The organism is Variovorax sp. 679 (genome assembly GCF_003952185.1).
GTDB lineage: Bacteria > Pseudomonadota > Gammaproteobacteria > Burkholderiales > Burkholderiaceae_C > Variovorax.
In genome coordinates this window covers 1-16354 of sequence record NZ_RXFS01000021.1, presented here as the reverse complement: position 1 = coordinate 16354, position 16354 = coordinate 1, and the positions used below count along the sequence as shown (strand labels likewise).

Annotated in this window: 10 protein-coding genes; 3 read left to right on the top strand and 7 right to left on the bottom strand. The window is 69.9% G+C overall.

All coding sequences use genetic code 11. The annotated features are described in order from the left end of the window. Positions 1-206 precede the first annotated feature (206 nt). Positions 207-1568 (top strand): homoserine dehydrogenase, encoded by a 1362-nt coding sequence (locus EJO71_RS32600; RefSeq protein WP_125952783.1) that lies wholly within the window; start codon positions 207-209, stop codon positions 1566-1568. 3 nt (positions 1569-1571) lie between these two features. Here EJO71_RS32600 and EJO71_RS32595 read toward each other — a convergent pair whose 3' ends face one another. From EJO71_RS32595 to EJO71_RS32585, 3 genes are read right to left on the bottom strand one after another with little or no spacing between them, the layout of a single operon-like run. Continuing rightward, positions 1572-1970 (bottom strand): PPC domain-containing DNA-binding protein, encoded by a 399-nt coding sequence (locus EJO71_RS32595; RefSeq protein WP_125952782.1) that lies wholly within the window; start codon positions 1968-1970, stop codon positions 1572-1574. A 6-nt stretch (positions 1971-1976) separates the two neighbouring features. Further along, positions 1977-3632, bottom strand: a complete 1656-nt coding sequence (gene pgm / locus EJO71_RS32590) for a phosphoglucomutase (alpha-D-glucose-1,6-bisphosphate-dependent) (protein ID WP_125952781.1) — start codon at positions 3630-3632, stop codon at positions 1977-1979. Then, positions 3629-4306 (bottom strand): HAD family hydrolase, encoded by a 678-nt coding sequence (locus tag EJO71_RS32585; RefSeq protein ID WP_125952780.1) that lies wholly within the window; start codon positions 4304-4306, stop codon positions 3629-3631. Before EJO71_RS32585 ends, pgm begins: the two co-directional genes overlap by 4 nt. Before the next feature lie 231 nt (positions 4307-4537). Here EJO71_RS32585 and EJO71_RS32580 point away from each other — a divergent pair, with 231 nt between their 5' ends. Next, positions 4538-4846 (top strand): hypothetical protein, encoded by a 309-nt coding sequence (locus EJO71_RS32580; RefSeq protein WP_240651593.1) that lies wholly within the window; start codon positions 4538-4540, stop codon positions 4844-4846. Positions 4847-4973: 127 nt separating this feature from the next. Continuing rightward, positions 4974-6344: a bifunctional diguanylate cyclase/phosphodiesterase gene (locus EJO71_RS32575; protein WP_125952778.1), complete on the top strand. Its 1371-nt coding sequence runs from the start codon at positions 4974-4976 to the stop codon at positions 6342-6344. A gap of 24 nt (positions 6345-6368) precedes the next feature. Here EJO71_RS32575 and EJO71_RS32570 read toward each other — a convergent pair whose 3' ends face one another. The 4 genes from EJO71_RS32570 to bcsA all read right to left on the bottom strand — a co-directional run. After that, positions 6369-10760: a cellulose biosynthesis protein BcsC gene (locus EJO71_RS32570; RefSeq protein WP_125952777.1), complete on the bottom strand. Its 4392-nt coding sequence runs from the start codon at positions 10758-10760 to the stop codon at positions 6369-6371. Continuing rightward, positions 10736-11941 (bottom strand): cellulose synthase complex periplasmic endoglucanase BcsZ, encoded by a 1206-nt coding sequence (bcsZ, locus tag EJO71_RS32565; protein WP_164546963.1) that lies wholly within the window; start codon positions 11939-11941, stop codon positions 10736-10738. The genes EJO71_RS32570 and bcsZ overlap by 25 nt, the downstream gene beginning before the upstream one ends. A gap of 25 nt (positions 11942-11966) precedes the next feature. Next, complete coding sequence (gene bcsB / locus EJO71_RS32560) at positions 11967-14267, bottom strand: cellulose biosynthesis cyclic di-GMP-binding regulatory protein BcsB (protein ID WP_125952775.1); 2301 nt, start codon at positions 14265-14267, stop codon at positions 11967-11969. Further along, a partial coding sequence (bcsA, locus tag EJO71_RS32555; protein ID WP_125952774.1) for a UDP-forming cellulose synthase catalytic subunit occupies positions 14267-16354 on the bottom strand: 2088 nt, incomplete at its 5' end. The genes bcsA and bcsB, both read right to left, overlap by 1 nt.

The window sequence follows — 16354 nt, the reverse complement described above, 5'->3', positions numbered from 1 at the left end:
CATCCAACGCAGCCCTGATGGCTCGCATGATGCCGCCTGCCTCCGCGCAGGCGATGGTTGTTGCTCGAATGATTACCACCATTACCACCGCGGTCACCTGACACGCGCAGGTGGCCGTTCCGGCAGCCACCTGGTGTATCGCTCTCTCCCCGAACGAATGAACCCAGCTCTGGCAGCTGGGTTTTGTTTTTCGTCTGGAGATGTCCATGTACCGCGATCCCGTTGAATCCTTAGAGCCCCTGCACCACCGCCCGGCAGCCATCCGTACCCTGCGCGTGGGGATGATCGGCATCGGTACCGTGGGCTCGGGCACCTTCCGCGTGCTGGCGCGCAACCGGGCCGACATCGCGGCGCGGGCCGGCCGGTCGATCGAGCTGGTGATGGTTGCCGCGCGCAACCTGCAGCGGGCCGCCGGCATCGTGGGAGAGGGCGTCGTGCTCACGGCCGACGCAATGCAGGTTGCGACCCACCCCGATGTCGACGTGGTGGTGGAAGTGGCCGGCGGCACCGGCCCGGCGCGCGACTGGGTGCTGGCGGCCATCGCGCACGGCAAGCACGTGGTGACGGCCAACAAGGCCCTGCTGGCCGTGCACGGCGCCGAGATCTTCGCGGCCGCGCGCGAAAAGGGCGTGATCGTGGCCTACGAAGGCGCGGTGGCCGTGAGCATCCCCATCATCAAGGCGCTGCGCGAGGGCCTGGCGGCCAACCGCATCGAATGGGTGGCCGGCATCATCAACGGCACCACCAACTTCATCCTGAGCAAGATGCGCGACGAGGGGCTGGACTTCGACGCCGCGCTCGCACAGGCCCAGGCGCTGGGCTATGCGGAAGCCGACCCGACCTTCGACATCGAAGGCATCGACGCCGCCCACAAGCTGACCCTGCTCGCCGCCAACGCCTTCGGCATGCCGCTGCGCTTCGCCGACGCTCAGGTCGAGGGCATCACCGCGCTGCAGGGCGTGGACGTGGCCTGCGCCGAGCAGCTCGGCTACCGCATCAAGCTGCTGGGCGTGGCGCGCCGGCAGGCATCCGGCGTCGAGCTGCGCGTGCAGCCCGCGCTCGTGCCCGCGGACCACCTGATGGCGCAGGTGAAGGGCTCGATGAACGCCGTCATGGTCAAGAGCGACGCAGCGGGCCTCACGATGTACTACGGCGCGGGCGCAGGTTCGGAGCAGACGGCATCGGCCGTGATTGCCGACCTCGTGGACGTGGCACGGCTCGACGGGGTGGCCGCCGCGCAGCATGTGCCGCACCTCGGCGTTCACGCCCACGCGACCAACGCGCTCGCCGTGCTGCCGCGCGCCGCCGTGCACACCTCGCACTACCTGCGCGTGCCGGTGCATGCGGTCGGCCAGATCCAGGCGGTCGCGGCCAGCCTCGCGGATCAGAGGGTGCCTGTGCGCCAGGTCGCGCTGGCGGCCGAGCGGTCCGGCGCGGGTCCGCAGGTGCTGGTGCTGACCGGGCCGGTGGAGCAAGGCGCGCTCGATCTCGCCGTGCATGCGCTGCAGGCGCGTGCCGAAGTAGCGGGCACGATCACGATGCTGCGAGTGGAGGCGCTGGAAGGCTGAGCTTCAGGGCTTCCGGCGCGGGCTCAGTTCTGCATGGCCGGTGAGCGGATCGTGCTCGCGCGCGAACTGCCAGTCGGGCAGCACGGCGATCAGGATCTCCGCCGTGGTGCGCACCGTGCAGCCGGGCGCGGCATGACCGCCGAAGACCCGTCCAGCCGAGTCCGACACGCTGATGTGAAGGTGCGAGCCGTCCGGCGACAGGCTGCCCGCCAGCGTGAGGATTTCCAGGTCGCCTTCGATATGCGCCGGGGTCTCGGCGCCCGCGAACCGGATGCTCGCCCCGCTCAGGCTGCCGATGCCGGAGACGACGAAGGCCGCCTCGTCGCCACTTTGCTTCAGCGCCGAGTCGAGCGACGCGCGCAGGTCGTCGCCCGGGTTCAGCCGCAGCACCAGTGTCCGCATGCGGCTTCAGCTCCCCGACAACGCCCCGTCCACCACGTGCTGCGCTTCTTCGAGGATGCGCGCCAGGTGTTCCTTGCCCTTGAAGCTCTCGCCGTAGATCTTGTAGATGTTCTCGGTGCCCGAGGGCCGCGCAGCGAACCAGCCGTTCGCCGTCACCACCTTCACGCCGCCGATGGCCGCGCCGTTGCCCGGCGCATGGCTCAGCACCTCGACGATCCTGTCGCCCGCAAGCTCGGTCGAGCGGATCTGCTCCGGCGACAGGCTCGACAGGCGCTTCTTCTGCTCGACAGTGGCAGGCGCGTCCACCCGGTCGGACACCGGCTTGCCCAGCGCCTGCGTCAGCTCGACATAGCGCTCGCCCGGGTCGCGCCCGGTGCGCGCGGCGATCTCGGCCGAGAGCAGGGCGGGCACCAGGCCGTCCTTGTCGGTGGTCCATACCGAACCGTCCTTGCGCAGGAAGGTCGCGCCCGCGCTTTCCTCGCCGCCGAAGGCCAGCGAGGCATCGACCAGTCCGTCGACGAACCACTTGAAGCCCACCGGCACCTCGTGCAGCCTGCGTCCGAGCCGGGTCGCGACCCGGTCGATCATCTGGCTGCTGACCACCGTCTTCCCGACGGCTGCCTGCGCCGGCCAGTGCGGGCGGTGCGTGTAGAGGTAGTCGATCATCACCGCGAGGTAGCTGTTGGGCTGCATCAGCCCGGTGCTGCCCGAGACGATGCCGTGGCGGTCGTGGTCGGTGTCGCAGGCGAAGGCGATGCCGAAGCGGTCCTTGAGTTCGATCAGCTTGTGCATGGCGTCGGGCGACGACGGGTCCATGCGGATGCGGCCATCCCAGTCGAGCGACATGAAGCGGAAGGTCGGGTCGACTTCGCGGCTCAGCACGTTCAGCCGAGTGAGCTTGTAGCGCTCGGCGATCGCGGGCCAGTAGCGCACGCCGGCACCGCCCAGCGGATCGACGCCGAGGTCGAGGTTCACGTCGCGGATCGCGTCCATGTCGAGCACCTGGGCCAGGTCTTCGACGTAGGTGTTCAGGTAGTCGTGCCGGTGCGTGGTGGATGCGCGCAGCGCCTGCGCGAGCGGCATGCGCTTCACGCCTTCGAGCCCGTTCGCCAGCATCCTGTTGGCCGCCGCCTCGACGGCCGAGGTGATGTCGGTGCCTGCCGGTCCGCCGTTGGGCGGGTTGTACTTGAAGCCGCCGCTCTCGGGCGGGTTGTGCGAGGGCGTGATGACGATGCCGTCGGCCAGGCCGCTCGTGCGGCCGCGGTTGTAGACCAGGATGGCGTGCGACACGGCCGGCGTCGGCGTGTACTCGTCGTCTTTCGAGATCATCAGCTCCACGCCGTTGGCCGCGAGCACCTCGACCGCGCTGCCGAAGGCCGGCGTCGACAGCGCATGCGTGTCGATGCCCAGGAACAGCGGCCCGTCGATGCCTTTCTGCCTGCGGTAGTCGCAGATGGCCTGGCTGATCGCCAGCACGTGCCATTCGTTGAACGCGTCGTCGAACGAGGAGCCGCGATGCCCCGAGGTACCGAAGGCCACGCGCTGCGAGGGCACCGACGGATCGGGCCGACCGGTGTAGTAGGCCGAGACGAGGCGTGGCACGTCGACCAGCAGTTCGAGGGGGGCGGGCTTGCCCGCGAGAGGATTGGTTGCCTGGCTCATGTCGATGGGAAGTCGAAGTTGATGAGATCCGAGATGCGCTCGACGGTGATGTCGGCGGGAGCGTAGGCCGCGATGGCCTGCGTGTCGAGCGCATAGTGCCCTTGCCGCACGAAGACCGTTGTAAGACGCGGTCCCCAGATGGCCTTCATGGCCGACAGGATGCGCAGCTTGTCGTCGATCATTACGTAGTGCCGGGCGGGGTGGCTCTGCTCGACGGCGTCGAGCATCTCTTCCTTGTGCACGTAGATCAGCACGCGGCCCCCGGTGGCCTCCCAGAGGCCCGAGCGCTGCACCTTGCGCGGCTGGAACACCACGTCGCCATCCGACAGGATCACCGTGGGCCCGTGCCGGCGCAGGTGTTCCAGCGTTTCCAGCGCGCCGGGGTAGAGCCTGTCGGCGAACGGGTAGTCGATGAGGAAGTTCGACATCTGCAGCAGCCGCGGGTCGCTCATGCCGAGGCTGCTTTCCCCGGCGCGGTAGCGCTGCAGGGCGCCGAGGTAGTCGACGTAGCCGAGTTCGTCGCGCAATTGCTCGAGGGCCGTCCAGTAGCGGCCGGCGCTGTCGGCACCGAGGGCCTGTTCGAGGCGGGTGCCAAGATCGGCGATGACGCGGTCGTTGTCGAGCAGCGTGTTGTCGACGTCGATCAGGAAAACGGTGGAAGAGGGTGATGTCATGGTTTCGAGATCCACGGGCTTTGACTGGGAGCCGCCTTCAGCATACGCGCGGGGTGCGACGCCGATGGGAGCTCGCGTGATTTAGTTGATGCTTCGCTGCTCGCTGGCTTAACCTGTGCCACAGGACCGTCCCCGGAGTTGAATAAGCTTCCGCCCAGCTTGAAGCAGCTTGAAGAAGGAGCAAGAAAGATGCGCATCACGAACGGTCGATACCGGCCTGGTCTGCCAGCCGTGGCCCTGGTTCTGGGCCTTGTGCTGGCCGGCTGCCAGGCACCCCCCGCCGACCGGCCCCTGACATCGGAAGTCCCCGAGCCGCCGAGCTTCGTCACGCCGCCGGAAACCTGCCAGGCGGCGTCCGTGCGCTTCGGCCTGGGGTTGCGCATCAGCCAGCAACTGCTGGAAGAAATGCGCCAGCGCGCCGGTGCCCGCATGGCCCGCACCGTGCTGGCCACCGAGCCCGCGGACCCGGCGCAGGACATGATGCGGCTCAATGTGCAGGTCGAGCCCACCGGCCGAGTGGTGGGCGCGTATTGCGGTTAGGCCGGCACAGCTTTTTTTCGCAAGTGTTGTGGTGTTCACACAGCGCCTGTAACAAATTTTCGTCATCAGGCGCGGATCAGATCGAATTGGGAGAACAATAGTCCGCGACTTCCGGAGCCCCAGTCTTTTGTCGAACCAGCAACCACCCGTCTCATTGCCTTCGTACTACGACGGATCGGCCCGACTTCCGCCGGACGAGGTGCTGCGTCCGCTGATGGCCGACTGGGCCCGCGCCGGCAAGCGCCTGGCCGCGGTCTGCTACGTCGACGTCGACCGCTTTGCCCAGTTGAACGAGCGCATGGGCATGGTCGCGGGCAATGCCGCCCTCGAGGAGGTGGCCCAGCGCATCAAGGCCGAGCTGCCGCGCGAGAGCGTGATGGCCCGGGTGGGCGGCGACGAGTTCGCAGCCCTGTTCGCCGGCCTCGGGGCCTCGCAGTGCGCGCAGGTGCTCGAACGCATCCAGACCTCGCTGGCCGAGCCCTGGATCTGGCGCGACCAGACAGCCAGCATCGACGCGAGCATCGGTGCCATGCTGCTCGACAGCAACGGCCCGCCCCCCGAGACCGCACTGCGCCAGGCGCAGCACGCGGCCTTCTTCGCCAAGCGCGCGGCCGATGGCAAGGTGCACTACTTCGACGCTCCGCGCGCCCGCGCCGACGAGCAGGTGGTGCGCGAGCGCCAGCGCATCCAGGAAGGACTGCTGCAGGGCGAGTTCTTCCTGGTCTACCAGCCCAAGGTCGACATGCGGCGCGGCGTGGTGGTCGGCGTCGAGGCGCTGATCCGCTGGCAGCACCCTGAACGCGGCCTGCTGCCGCCCGCGCAGTTCGTCCCGCTGATCGAGGACGACCAGCTGGTCGAGCAGGTCGGCGACTGGGCCATCGCCACGGCCCTGTGGCAGGCGCACCAGTGGCGCCTCGCGGGCCTGCAGATTTCGGTGAGCGTGAACGTGGCCCCGCGCCACATGATGCGCTGGGACTTCGTCGAGCGGCTCGCGCGGCACCTGGCGCAGTTTCCGAAGCAGGGCGAGGGCATGCTGGAGCTCGAGATCCTCGAGACCACGGCGATCAGCCAGTTCGCGAACGTCGCGCTGTTCGTGGAGGCCTGCAAGATGCTGGGCGTGGGCGTCACCATCGACGACTTCGGCACCGGATATTCATCGCTCACCTACCTGCGTCAGCTGCCGGTGTCGACCGTGAAGATCGACCAGTCCTTCGTGCGCGGCATGCTCGACAACAGCCAGGACCGGGCCATCGTGCAGGGCATCATCGCGCTGCTTCACGCGCTCGGGCTCACGGCCGTGGCCGAGGGTGTCGAAACAGCAAAGCAGGGCGAGGCACTGCTCGCCCTCGGCTGCACGCTGGCCCAGGGCTACGGCATCGCAATGCCGATGGCGGCAAAGGACATCGCGGGATGGGTCGCCAAATACGAGCAGGCGCCGCTGTGGGGCAAGGACGGATCGCCAGGCCCCGGCGCTGCGGTGAAGCCCGGCGCCGCCTGACTGCGGCAGCGGGCCTTCGGGCCGTCAGAGCAACGGCGTGTAGGGCGAAGTCATCGGCCTCAGCGTGGCGCCACCGCCGTCGTATCCGGGCACGCCGATGCTGTTCGAACCGCCGAACACGTAGCGCAGGTAGACGCTGCCGGTGAATTGCCGGTAGTTCTGCGCGTTGTTGAAGCCCAGCGCACCGCCGAGGAACATCTTCGGCGCCAGCTGGTACTCCAGCACCGCGGCCAAGTTGTAGGCCAGGCCGGTCTTGGAGCTGCCTGCGTACATGTTGTTGTAGGCCGAGCTGCTGAGGCCCAACGCCAGCGCCTGGTAGGCGGCGGTCGATGCCGCGCTGTTGCGCGACGCATCCGTCGGGAAGTAGGGCGACGCCTTCTGGTTGAACGACTGCACGCCCAGCGAGGCGTTCAGGCGCCACGAGAGCCGGTCGCTGCGCCCGCTCCAGTCCACCGGGAAGGCCACGCTCACGAAGCTCTGCGGGCTGAAGTAGCCACCTTGCCCGAAGGTGTAGTAGCTCAGGTTCTTCTCGTAGCCCATGAGCCCGATGTTCATGCCCAGCGTCAGCTTGGAGTTCGGGTTGTTCAGCAGGTGCAGGTAGGCGCCGCCGCCGGTCTCCACGCGCGAGTTGCTCGCCACGTTCTTGCCGGTGATGCCGTGCGCCGCCAGGTAGCTGTACACGCCGTAGGTGCCGTCGTCGTAGCCGATGTCGCCGCGCACGCCGGTGGCGACCACGCCGCCCCAGCGCTCGTTGGTGCGCTCGTCCTTCGCGCCGGCGAACGACAGCACGCTGTCGGTCACGGCGCGGCGGGAGACGTCGGCCTTGTAGTTCCAGGAGTCGCCGAAGCTGCCCTTGAAGGTGACGTTGCCGACCACGTTGGTCGTGGGAAAGCCCAGCGGCGTGGTGCCGATGCCGGCCTCGAAGTTCTTGCCCTCGTAGCCCACGTTCAGGCCGACGCCGGACGCGTTCTGCTGGCCGGCCGAGGCGCCGGTGCTCAGCGCATTGAGGGCTGCCGCCGGGCCGCCGCCGAAGCGGCTGCCGGTGGGGTAGTCGCTCGCGGGCGTGCCGGCATCGAGCACCGTGGGCGTCACGCCCACGACGATCTTGCCTTCGCCGACCGGAAAGCGCGCCTGCACCGGCAGCTGGAAGTCGGAGAGCCTGCTCAGGCCGGCCTCGCCCGCGCGGTTGCGGTAGACCGTGCCTGCGGTGAGGCTTATCGCGCGCTGCGATTCGAGTTCCTGCACCTCCGAGGCCAGCGAGCTGGCGGGCGCGCTGCGCAGCGGCGCATTCCAGCTCGGCTCGGGGCGCGCGGTGTTGGCCTGCGCGTAGGCGGCATTGGCCTGCGGATAGGCCGGATAGCCGGCGGGCGCCGCGGCCTGCGGGATGTAGACCGGCGCGACCTGGCCGCTCCCCGGCACCGGGTATTGCGGCACGGGTTGCATCGACGGCGCGATGTAGGCCGAGGTCTGCGGCACGTTGCCGGTCGCGTTGTTGCGCGCGGTACGCGTCGATGTCTTCGCGGTCGGCTGGCGGCCCTTGGCGCCCGAGGCGGCCGGTGCCGTGGAACCCCAGGGCAACGCACCGGGCGGATACGCGGCCGGCGCGGCGGCAACCGGGTAGCCCGGATAGGCCTGCTGCTGCGCCGCCGGGTAGGCCGATGCGGCCGGGTAGCCCGCTGGATAGGTTGCAGCACCCGCAGCCGCCGGATAGACCGCCGGCTGCATGCGCACCTGCGCGAACGGATTGCCGTTGGCGGGCAGGGCTCCGGCGGGCACGGCCGCACCCGGGGCGCCGCCCGTCATGCCTGCGAACGGATTGGCCGAAGGCATCTGCTGCATGGGCACGCCGCCCGGCGCGAAGCCGCCGGAAGCCACCTGCCGTTCGGCCTCCAGTGCCGCGCGCAGGTACTGCTCGGCCTTGCGGCTTTCGCCCGCGTTGCGATACACGCGCCCGGCGGCAGCCAGCACGCGCGACTGGTCGGGCGCCTGCTTCAGCGCGGCCATCACGTAGTTCTCGGCCTGGCTGTGTTCGCGCTGCGCGCTGGCGCTCGCGGCGGCGGCGAGCAAGGTATCGAGGTCGGTCGGGCTGCGCTGCAGGATGCGCTGGTACAGCCCCAGCGCCTGTCCTTCGTCGCGTGCTGCCGAATACAGGCGCGCCAGCGCGGCCAGCACCTGCGGGTCTTCCGGGCGCTCGGCGAGCACCGGCGCCATCGCGTTGTAGGCGGCCTCGAGGTTGCCGGCTTCGCGCAGCGCGTCGGTCTGGCGAAGCGCGAAAGCTATGCGCAGGCTGTCGAAGTCGTTGCGCTGGGAGGCGGTCATGCTGGTGCCTGCGAGCTGGCGCAGCACGGCCGACAGTTCGATGTCCTGCTTCGTCTTGAGCAGCACCGACGCATAGAGCAACCGGTCGCCGGTGCTCGGCACCGGCGTGCGCGCCAGCAGCTGGCGGCTCATGGCGAGGGCGCGCGGCGCATCGCCGATCTCGGCATAGGCGCCCGCGAGCTGGCCCCACAGCTCGGCCGGCATGTCGGCGCCCAGCGTGGCCTCGGCCTGCGCGAGCACGCCGCGCGCCGCATCGGCCTGGCCCTGGCGGGCCAGCGCGAGCGCGCGAGCGGCCTGCGACTGCGCCCACAGGCGGCGTTGAAGCGCCGCCATGTCGCGCGTGCGCGAGCCAGCGGGAATGCGTTCGAGGTACTGGATGCCCGCGGCCGCGTCGCCGGTCTCGGAGGCGAGCAGGGCGCTGGCGTAGAGCGCATCGGGCATGTCGGGCTGCGACATCAGCAGCCCTTCCATCACGCCGCGCGCCTCGGACACCAGGCCCTGCTTGCGGTAGATGTTGGCCAGGTCGAGGCGCACCCACGGGCTGTCGGGTGCCGCAAGCATCGCGTCCTCGAGCGTGCGTTGCGCGCCGGCCGCGTCGCCGGCATCGGCCTGCTGTCGGGCGCGGTTGCGGGCCTGGTCGACCTGCAGGTTGCGCAGGCCGCCGAGCTGCGTGGCCTGCTCTGGCGTGAGGCGGCGCGACAGCGCCAGCGCCTCGTCGGGGCGGCCGGTGGCGCCGTACAGCGAGATCAGGCCGTTCAGCGCCTGCGTGTTCTGCGGCTTGCTCTCGAGCACGCGCTTGTAGCCCTGCTCGGCCTGGGCGTAGTCGCCGGCGGCCGCGCGCAGGTCGGCCAGCGCGTTCTGGCCCACGGGCTCGCGCGGGTCGATGCGCACGGCGCGCTCGTAGAGCGACTGCGCGCCGCGCGCATCGTTCTTCGACTGCGCGGCGCGGGCCTGGCCAACGAGAGTCCAGTAGGTGGCGCTCTGCAGCGCCGAATTCCATTTGCTGCCGCCACCGCGCGCCGCGCGTTCCAGCAACTCCTGCGCCTCGGCAAAGCGTTCCTGGCGCAGCCGCACGAGGCCGAGGCCGCCCAGGGCTTCGCTGTCGTCCGGCTTGGTCCGCAGGGCCTGCTGGAAGCGCTGTTCGGCGGTGGCCGGGTCGCCCCGGTCGAGGGCCTGGAAGCCTTCGCCCACGGGCACGCCGGGCGTGTTCGCCGCAGCCGTCTTCGCCTTGGTCAGCGTGTCCAGCCGTGCGGCCACTGCGGCATCGTTCTGGTTGCTGCCCAGGTATTCCTGGTAGAGCGCGACATCGGGCTGCCGTGCGTCGAGCCAGATCAGCGCCTGGCGCCAGGCGGCGCGCGCGGCCGTGGCCACGGCGGGTTGCTTCGTCAGCTCGACCAGTTCGCGGATGCCCGCGCGGCGGGTGGACTCGCTGTAGGTCTTCTGCTGCGCGAGCGCGAGCCTGTAGTTCGCGTTGTCCGGATGGTCCTTTACCAGTTGCTCGAGGCCGCGGCGGCCCTCGTCCGCGCCCTGGGGCGTGCTGGCCAGCACCTGGTAGAACTCCAGCGCCAGCGCTTCCGGCGGCGGACGGTTGTCGAACTGGCTGCGGTACAGCTCCACCGCCTCGGCGGCGCGGCCGGCACGCGCGGCGGCGCGGGCGCGCTGCAGCGTGCTTTGCCCGCCGCCGGGTTGCTGCGCCTGCTGCTGCAGGCGCGCCAGGCGGGCGTCGTTCGGGCTTGCGCTGCGCAGCCGCGCGATCCAGCCGCGCGCCGCTTCGGTGTTGCCGCGTGACAGTTCGACCTGCGCCATGCCGTACATCGCGTCGGTCGACTGGGGCTGGATGCTCAGCAGCTTCTTCCAGCTTTCCTCGGCGAGCTCGGCGCGGCCCTGGGCCTGCCAGTAGTTGCCCTGTTCGGTCAGCGCCGCACCGGCATCGACCTGCGCCTGCGCGGGGTTGCCCGCGCACAGCGCCGCGAGCATGCCGAAGCAGGCCATCCACTGCCGCGACTGCGGCGACAGCGCAAAGGGCCGCGCGGCCACGGAGGCTCGGGCAAGAGAAAGGTGACGTCCTGGCTTCAGGCCGGTCGATTGGGACGGCATAGCGTTCTCCATGAGGTTTGCAGCTGGCCGTTGCGGCCGAATTCGTATCGGCCGTCGAGCCAGGCCTGACCGAAAAGCAGCAGGCATTGTTCGTAGTAGGGCAAGGGCGCCGTGCCGGGGGCGGCCGGCGCGGCGCGGCCGCCCGGCACGCGCGCGACCTGCGTGGCCAGCGCGTCGTCGGCGCCGATCGCCTTGAGGTAGGGCAGCATCGCGCCCGCGAAGCCGAGCGGCGCCATGCCCCGGGCGGCACCGGTCACGGTGTCGACGTACTCGGGCAGCGGTTGGCGCTCGGCCAGCAGTTGCCCGGGGCCGCGCAGGTTCAGCAGCAGCATCTTGCGGGCCGGATCCTTGTCGGAAAGCATGCCCGCCCAGAGGTAGGCGCGGATGGCGTCGTAGCTGCCGGTAACGCCTTTCTGCGGATCGGCCACGAAGGCGCGTTCGTCCGCCGACCAGGCGCACCAGTCGGGCGCGAAGCCCTTGGGCGTGATCGCGCCGAACATGCGCAGCGTGTTGTCGGTGACCTCGCCCCACGGACCCGTGGGGTCGGCCTGCTGGAAGTAGCGCAGCAGCTGCAGCGGCATGTAGCTGGGGTTGAGCCGCCACGCCGTTCCGCTGGCCACCGACTTGGGCCAGGGCAGCAGCATGCGGCCGAGGCCGGGCAGCGCCACCACTTCCTCGCGCACGGCCAGCGCCAGCAGGCTGCGGCCGAGCGCGCGGTAGCCGGCGTCGTTCCACAGCCGGCCGCCTTCCATCAGCGCATAGGCGATCCAGAGGTCGGCATCCGATGCGGCATTGGGGTCGAGCACGCCCCAGCCCCCTTCGGGCTTGCGGCCCCATTGCCAGGCGGGCAGCTTCTTCGCGAGGCTGCCGCCGGCAAGATTGGCCTCGGTCCAGGCCAGCATGCGGGCGAACGCGGGGCGGTCGTTGTGCACCAGCGCGAAGAACATGCCGTAGGACTGGCCTTCGGAGGTCGACTGCTGCTGCGGCGTGTTGAAGTCGATCACCCGGCCGTCGGCCTGGATGTGGCGCGCGGCGAAGGCGACCCAGTCGGTGGCCGGGTGGCAGGTGGCGGGGGGCGCCGGCGAGGGCGCAGGCGTCGAAGGCGGCGCTGCCGCCGCGAGCTTCGGCAGCGCCAGCGCGAGCCCGGCTGCGCCCAGCAGGGCGCGCCGGTGTGCGGACATGGTCGTCGGTCGTCGCATGGATCGGCTACTTGCTCTTCTTGCCGACCGACAGGCGACGCCGCGCCCGCAGCTGCAGCCCTGCATACGACACGGCCGCGCCCAGCAGCGCCAGCACGAGCACCAGCCCGGCCAGCATCAGCGGGCTGCGGGACAGGTTCCATTGCACCCAGGCGATGGGCGGCAGGCGGCCGACGTAGTAGGTGTCGCCGCCGAGCACGCTGTTGACCTGCGTGTCGCGCATGATCGTCATGCTGCCCTGCACGCGCTTGAGCAGTTCGGGCGTCATCAGCGTGTTGAGCAGCGCTTCCTTCGAGTCGGGGCCGGTGATGGCCGCGACCACGCTGCGACCGGCGTGCAGCGGCGACTCGAAGCCCGCGAGCACGGCGTCGCGGCCGTCGCCGCTGATGGCGATCTGCATCGAGCCGGGCAGGTCTTCGCGCGTGCGCGCGCCGATCACGAAGTCGATGGTGGTGTCGATCCAGCTGCCGAGCTTGATCTCGGGCGCGGTGCCGTTGCGCTTGAGCGGCATCTTGTCGGCCCACTGCGCGAAGAGCGGCTGGCTCTGCAGGTTGCCGATCACCAGCAGGTCCTTGTCGGCCAGCTGCGTGGCCTCGGAAGGCGTGCCCACCTTCACGCGCAGCGCAGGGTAGCCGGTGGAGCGGCCGATCTGGCCGAGCAGGCCGAGATAGGTCTCGGTGTCGGCGCTGTCGGGCTGCGGGGGCAGGATCACCGCGGTTTCCGACAGGTCGGCCATGCGCGAGAACGGGAAGCCGCCGTTGGCGTAGGCCGCGAGCTCGGGCATCGCGATGAAGTGCGGGAAGCCCGACACGTCGATGGTGGAGGTCGGGTCGATCGCGCCGCGCACGTTGTCCAGCTGCGGCACGCAGCGTCCGCCCACGGGCTCGAAGTAGTAGTGCAGGCGCAGCTGGCTGCGCGGGCCCATGGCCAGCGGCGGCAGGATCACTTCCTTGCGCTCGGCCAGCGTGCCGTCGGGCATCAGCTTCACGGCCAGCGGGTTCCACCAGCGGTCGCCGGCCGGGTTGGCCGAGCGCAGCGGCAGCCCGCCCACGAAGTTGTCGTTGACGTTGACGTTCAGCGTCGACTGGTCGGGCCGCACGCGCGGCGTGTAGCGGTAGCGCAGGTCGAGCGGAATGCCGCGGCTGCGCCAGGTGAAGAGATCGGGCGGCAGCTGCAGGTTGACGCGGACCACGTCGGGGTTGTAGCCCGTCACCGAGAGGTCGGCGGCCGTCGCCAGCTCGCCGAGCTGCAGCGCCCGGTCGCTCGGAACCCAGCGCGGCGAATCGTAGGGTTTGCGCGCCGGCGGCTCCTGGAAGGCGGTGACCGCGGCTGCGGCGCCCGCGAAGGCCTTGCTGTTGAGCGTCAGCGCGGCGGCGGCGGTGCGCAGGTCGGCCGGCGTGCGGCCCATCACCAGCAGCAGCTTGCCGGAGGCGTCGCGCGGGTTGTCGACCACTGCGAGGCCCGGCCCCTGGATCGCGGGCAGCGCGAGGCCCGGAACGCTCGACTCCGGCGTGACGAACACCACCGCGTGGCCCGTGGGCAGCTCGCCGCCGGACACCGGGAAGGTCGCGCCGCGGTAGTCGGCCAGCGCGCCGAACCATGACGACACGACGCCGGCCGCCTCGAGCACCGGGCCCGCCGCGGCGGTGCCGAAGACGAAGGGAATGCGCGCGCGCTGCACGTCGCGGCGATCGAAGAAGGGCAAGGGCAGCTTCGCGAGGTCGTTCGCGAGCTTCAGCGGCGTCACCGTCAGCTTCAGTGCGCTGGACGCGTCGATGTGCGCCCACAGGCTGGTGTGGGCCGGGTCTTCGCATTCGCGCGTGTAGTGGCCCACGAGCTGCACGTTGATGCGGTTGAACTCGGTGATCAGGCGCCGGTCGATCGGGATCTCGGCCGTCTGCGGCTTGCCCGCATCGGCGCGGTTCACCGGCAGCGTGGCCACCAGCACGTCGTTGACCGTGACCTTCAGGTGTGACAGCTCCGGGATCAGCGAGGGCGAGTACGCGTAGTTCAGCCTGAACGAGGCGGCTGTGACCAGCTCGTCGGCGCGCACGTTGAACGGGATGCCGATCGTGCCGCTGATGCCGCGCAGCTGCACTGCGTAGTCGATGCCCAGCTGCGTGAGGTTGAGCTCGCGCACGCTGGCGCCCGCCACGGCGCCGCCTGCCGCCGGCGTGCCGGCCGGATTCGGCTGCGCCACTGCGCTCGTGGCGCAGGCAAGGGCCACCGCGAGCAGCACGGTACTGGCGCGGAGCGAGGATGCTCGGACGAGGGGCGCGTCGGGGCGACGCGCGCGCGGGGTGAACATCACGTGGATTCCTTTGCTTTGGCGGGGCGCAACCGCGCGGCGGTGGCGCGGTAGTAGTGGCTGAACATGTCGCGGAAGCCCGTGCCGCTGATGCGGATCAGGTGGCCGAGCACGCGGTGGATAGGCACGCGCGGGTGATTGCCCCAGCGCGCGGCCCAGATGTCGGCGCGCGCGGTCGTGCACTGCACCAGCGCGCGCTCCTGCGCGAAGCTCATCGGCACGAAGCTCAGGCCCAGCCGCTTGCCGCCGCTGAAACGCACCGTGGCCGCGAACCGCGACTCCTGGTCGTTGCGGTAGAGCGCGATGTCGACCGGGGTCTCGGGGTCGAGCTTCATGTCCTGCGGCAGCTCCACGCCGAGTCCGCCGCTGGAAAAGTCGAAGGTGTTGCAGCGGAGCGAGCGGCCGTCGGCAAAGTACAGCGTGGCCGGCAGGCTGAGTTCCACGCGGTGCGAACTGCGAAGTTGGCGCGACTCGTTGGCCGCCGCCACGCAGGCGCCCAGGATCATCATGTTGTAGACCGTCCAGGCGAGGTTGAGCCAGACGGTGGCGATGTTCTGCGGGTCGACCCAGCTCAGGCGCCACAGCCCCAGGCACACGCCGACGAAGTTCAGCGCCAGCAGCACCAGGCTGGCCTTGGCGATGCTGCTGTCGAAGTACTCCTTCTCGATCAGGCCGCCCTTGGCCGTCACGTTGAAGCTCCCCAGCTTGGGGTTGATGAGCGCCACCAGCGTCGGGCGGAAGATGTACCAGGCTAGCACCGCCTCGTACACCTCGTTCCACAGCAGGTAGCGGAAGCGCCCCTGGATGCGGCTGTTGGTCAGGTTGGCGTGCAGGATGTGCGGCAGCGCGAAGGCGAAGATCATTGAGGCGGATGCGTGGATCACGCTCGCGCCGAAGTACAGGTAGGCCAGCGGCGCCGTCAGGTAGATGAGACGCGGCAGGCCGTACAAGAAGTGCAGCATCGCGTTCACGTAGCAAAGGCGCTGCGCCCAGTGCAGGCCACGGCCGAACAGCGGGTTGTCGATGCGGAAGATCTGCGCCATGCCGCGCGCCCAGCGGATGCGCTGGCCCACGTGGCCCGAGAGGCTTTCGGTGGCGAGGCCGGCCGCCTGCGGCAGCGCCAGGTAGGCGGTGGTGTAGCCCAGGCGGTGCATCTTCAGCGCGGTGTGGGCGTCTTCGGTCACGGTCTCCACCGCGATGCCGCCCACTTCCTCGACGATGGTCCGGCGCAGCACCGCGCAGGAGCCGCAGAAGAAGGTAGCGTTCCACAGGTCGTTGCCGTCCTGGATCAGGCCGTAGAACAGCTCGCCCTCGTTGGGCACCGTGCCGAAGGTGTCGAGGTTGCGCTCGAAGGGGTCGGCCGAGAAGAAATAGTGGGGCAGCTGGACCATGCCGAGCTTCGGGTCGCGCCCGAACCAGCCCATGGCGATCTGCATGAACGAGCGCGTGGGGATGTGGTCGCAATCGAAGATCGCGACGAACTCGCCCGTGGTGTGCTTCAGCGCGGCATTGATGTTGCCTGCCTTGGCGTGCCGGTTGTTGTCGCGCGTGACGTGGGTCACGCCGACCTCCTCGCAGAACACGCGGAACTCGTCGCGGCGGCCGTCGTCGAGCACGAAGATCTTGAGCTTTTCGCGCGGCCAGTCGATCAGCTGCGCGGCCAGCACGGTCTGGCGCACCACCGACAGCGACTCGTTGTAGGTCGGAATGAACAGGTCGACCGTGGGCCACTCGGCCGGATCCTCCGGCAACGGCACCGGCTTGCGCTCCAGCGGCCAGGCGGTCTGCACGTAGCCCAGCAGCAGCACCACGAAGGCGTAGAGCTCGGCCATCAGCAGGCCCACGCCCAGCACGAAGTCGACCGGGTTGTCCATGAACATGGTCTCGGTCACGCGCCAGTAGGTGTAGCGCGAGGACACGACGACCGACAGGAAGATCAGCACCAGGCTGGCGAAACGACCGCGAAACCGGTTGGTGACGAGCGCGGCCAGGAATATGCCGACCGACAGCGCGATCTGCTGCTCGAAGCTCATGGGCGCGATGACCAGCGCGGGCAGCGCCGTCAGCACGGCGATCCAGCCGAGGAT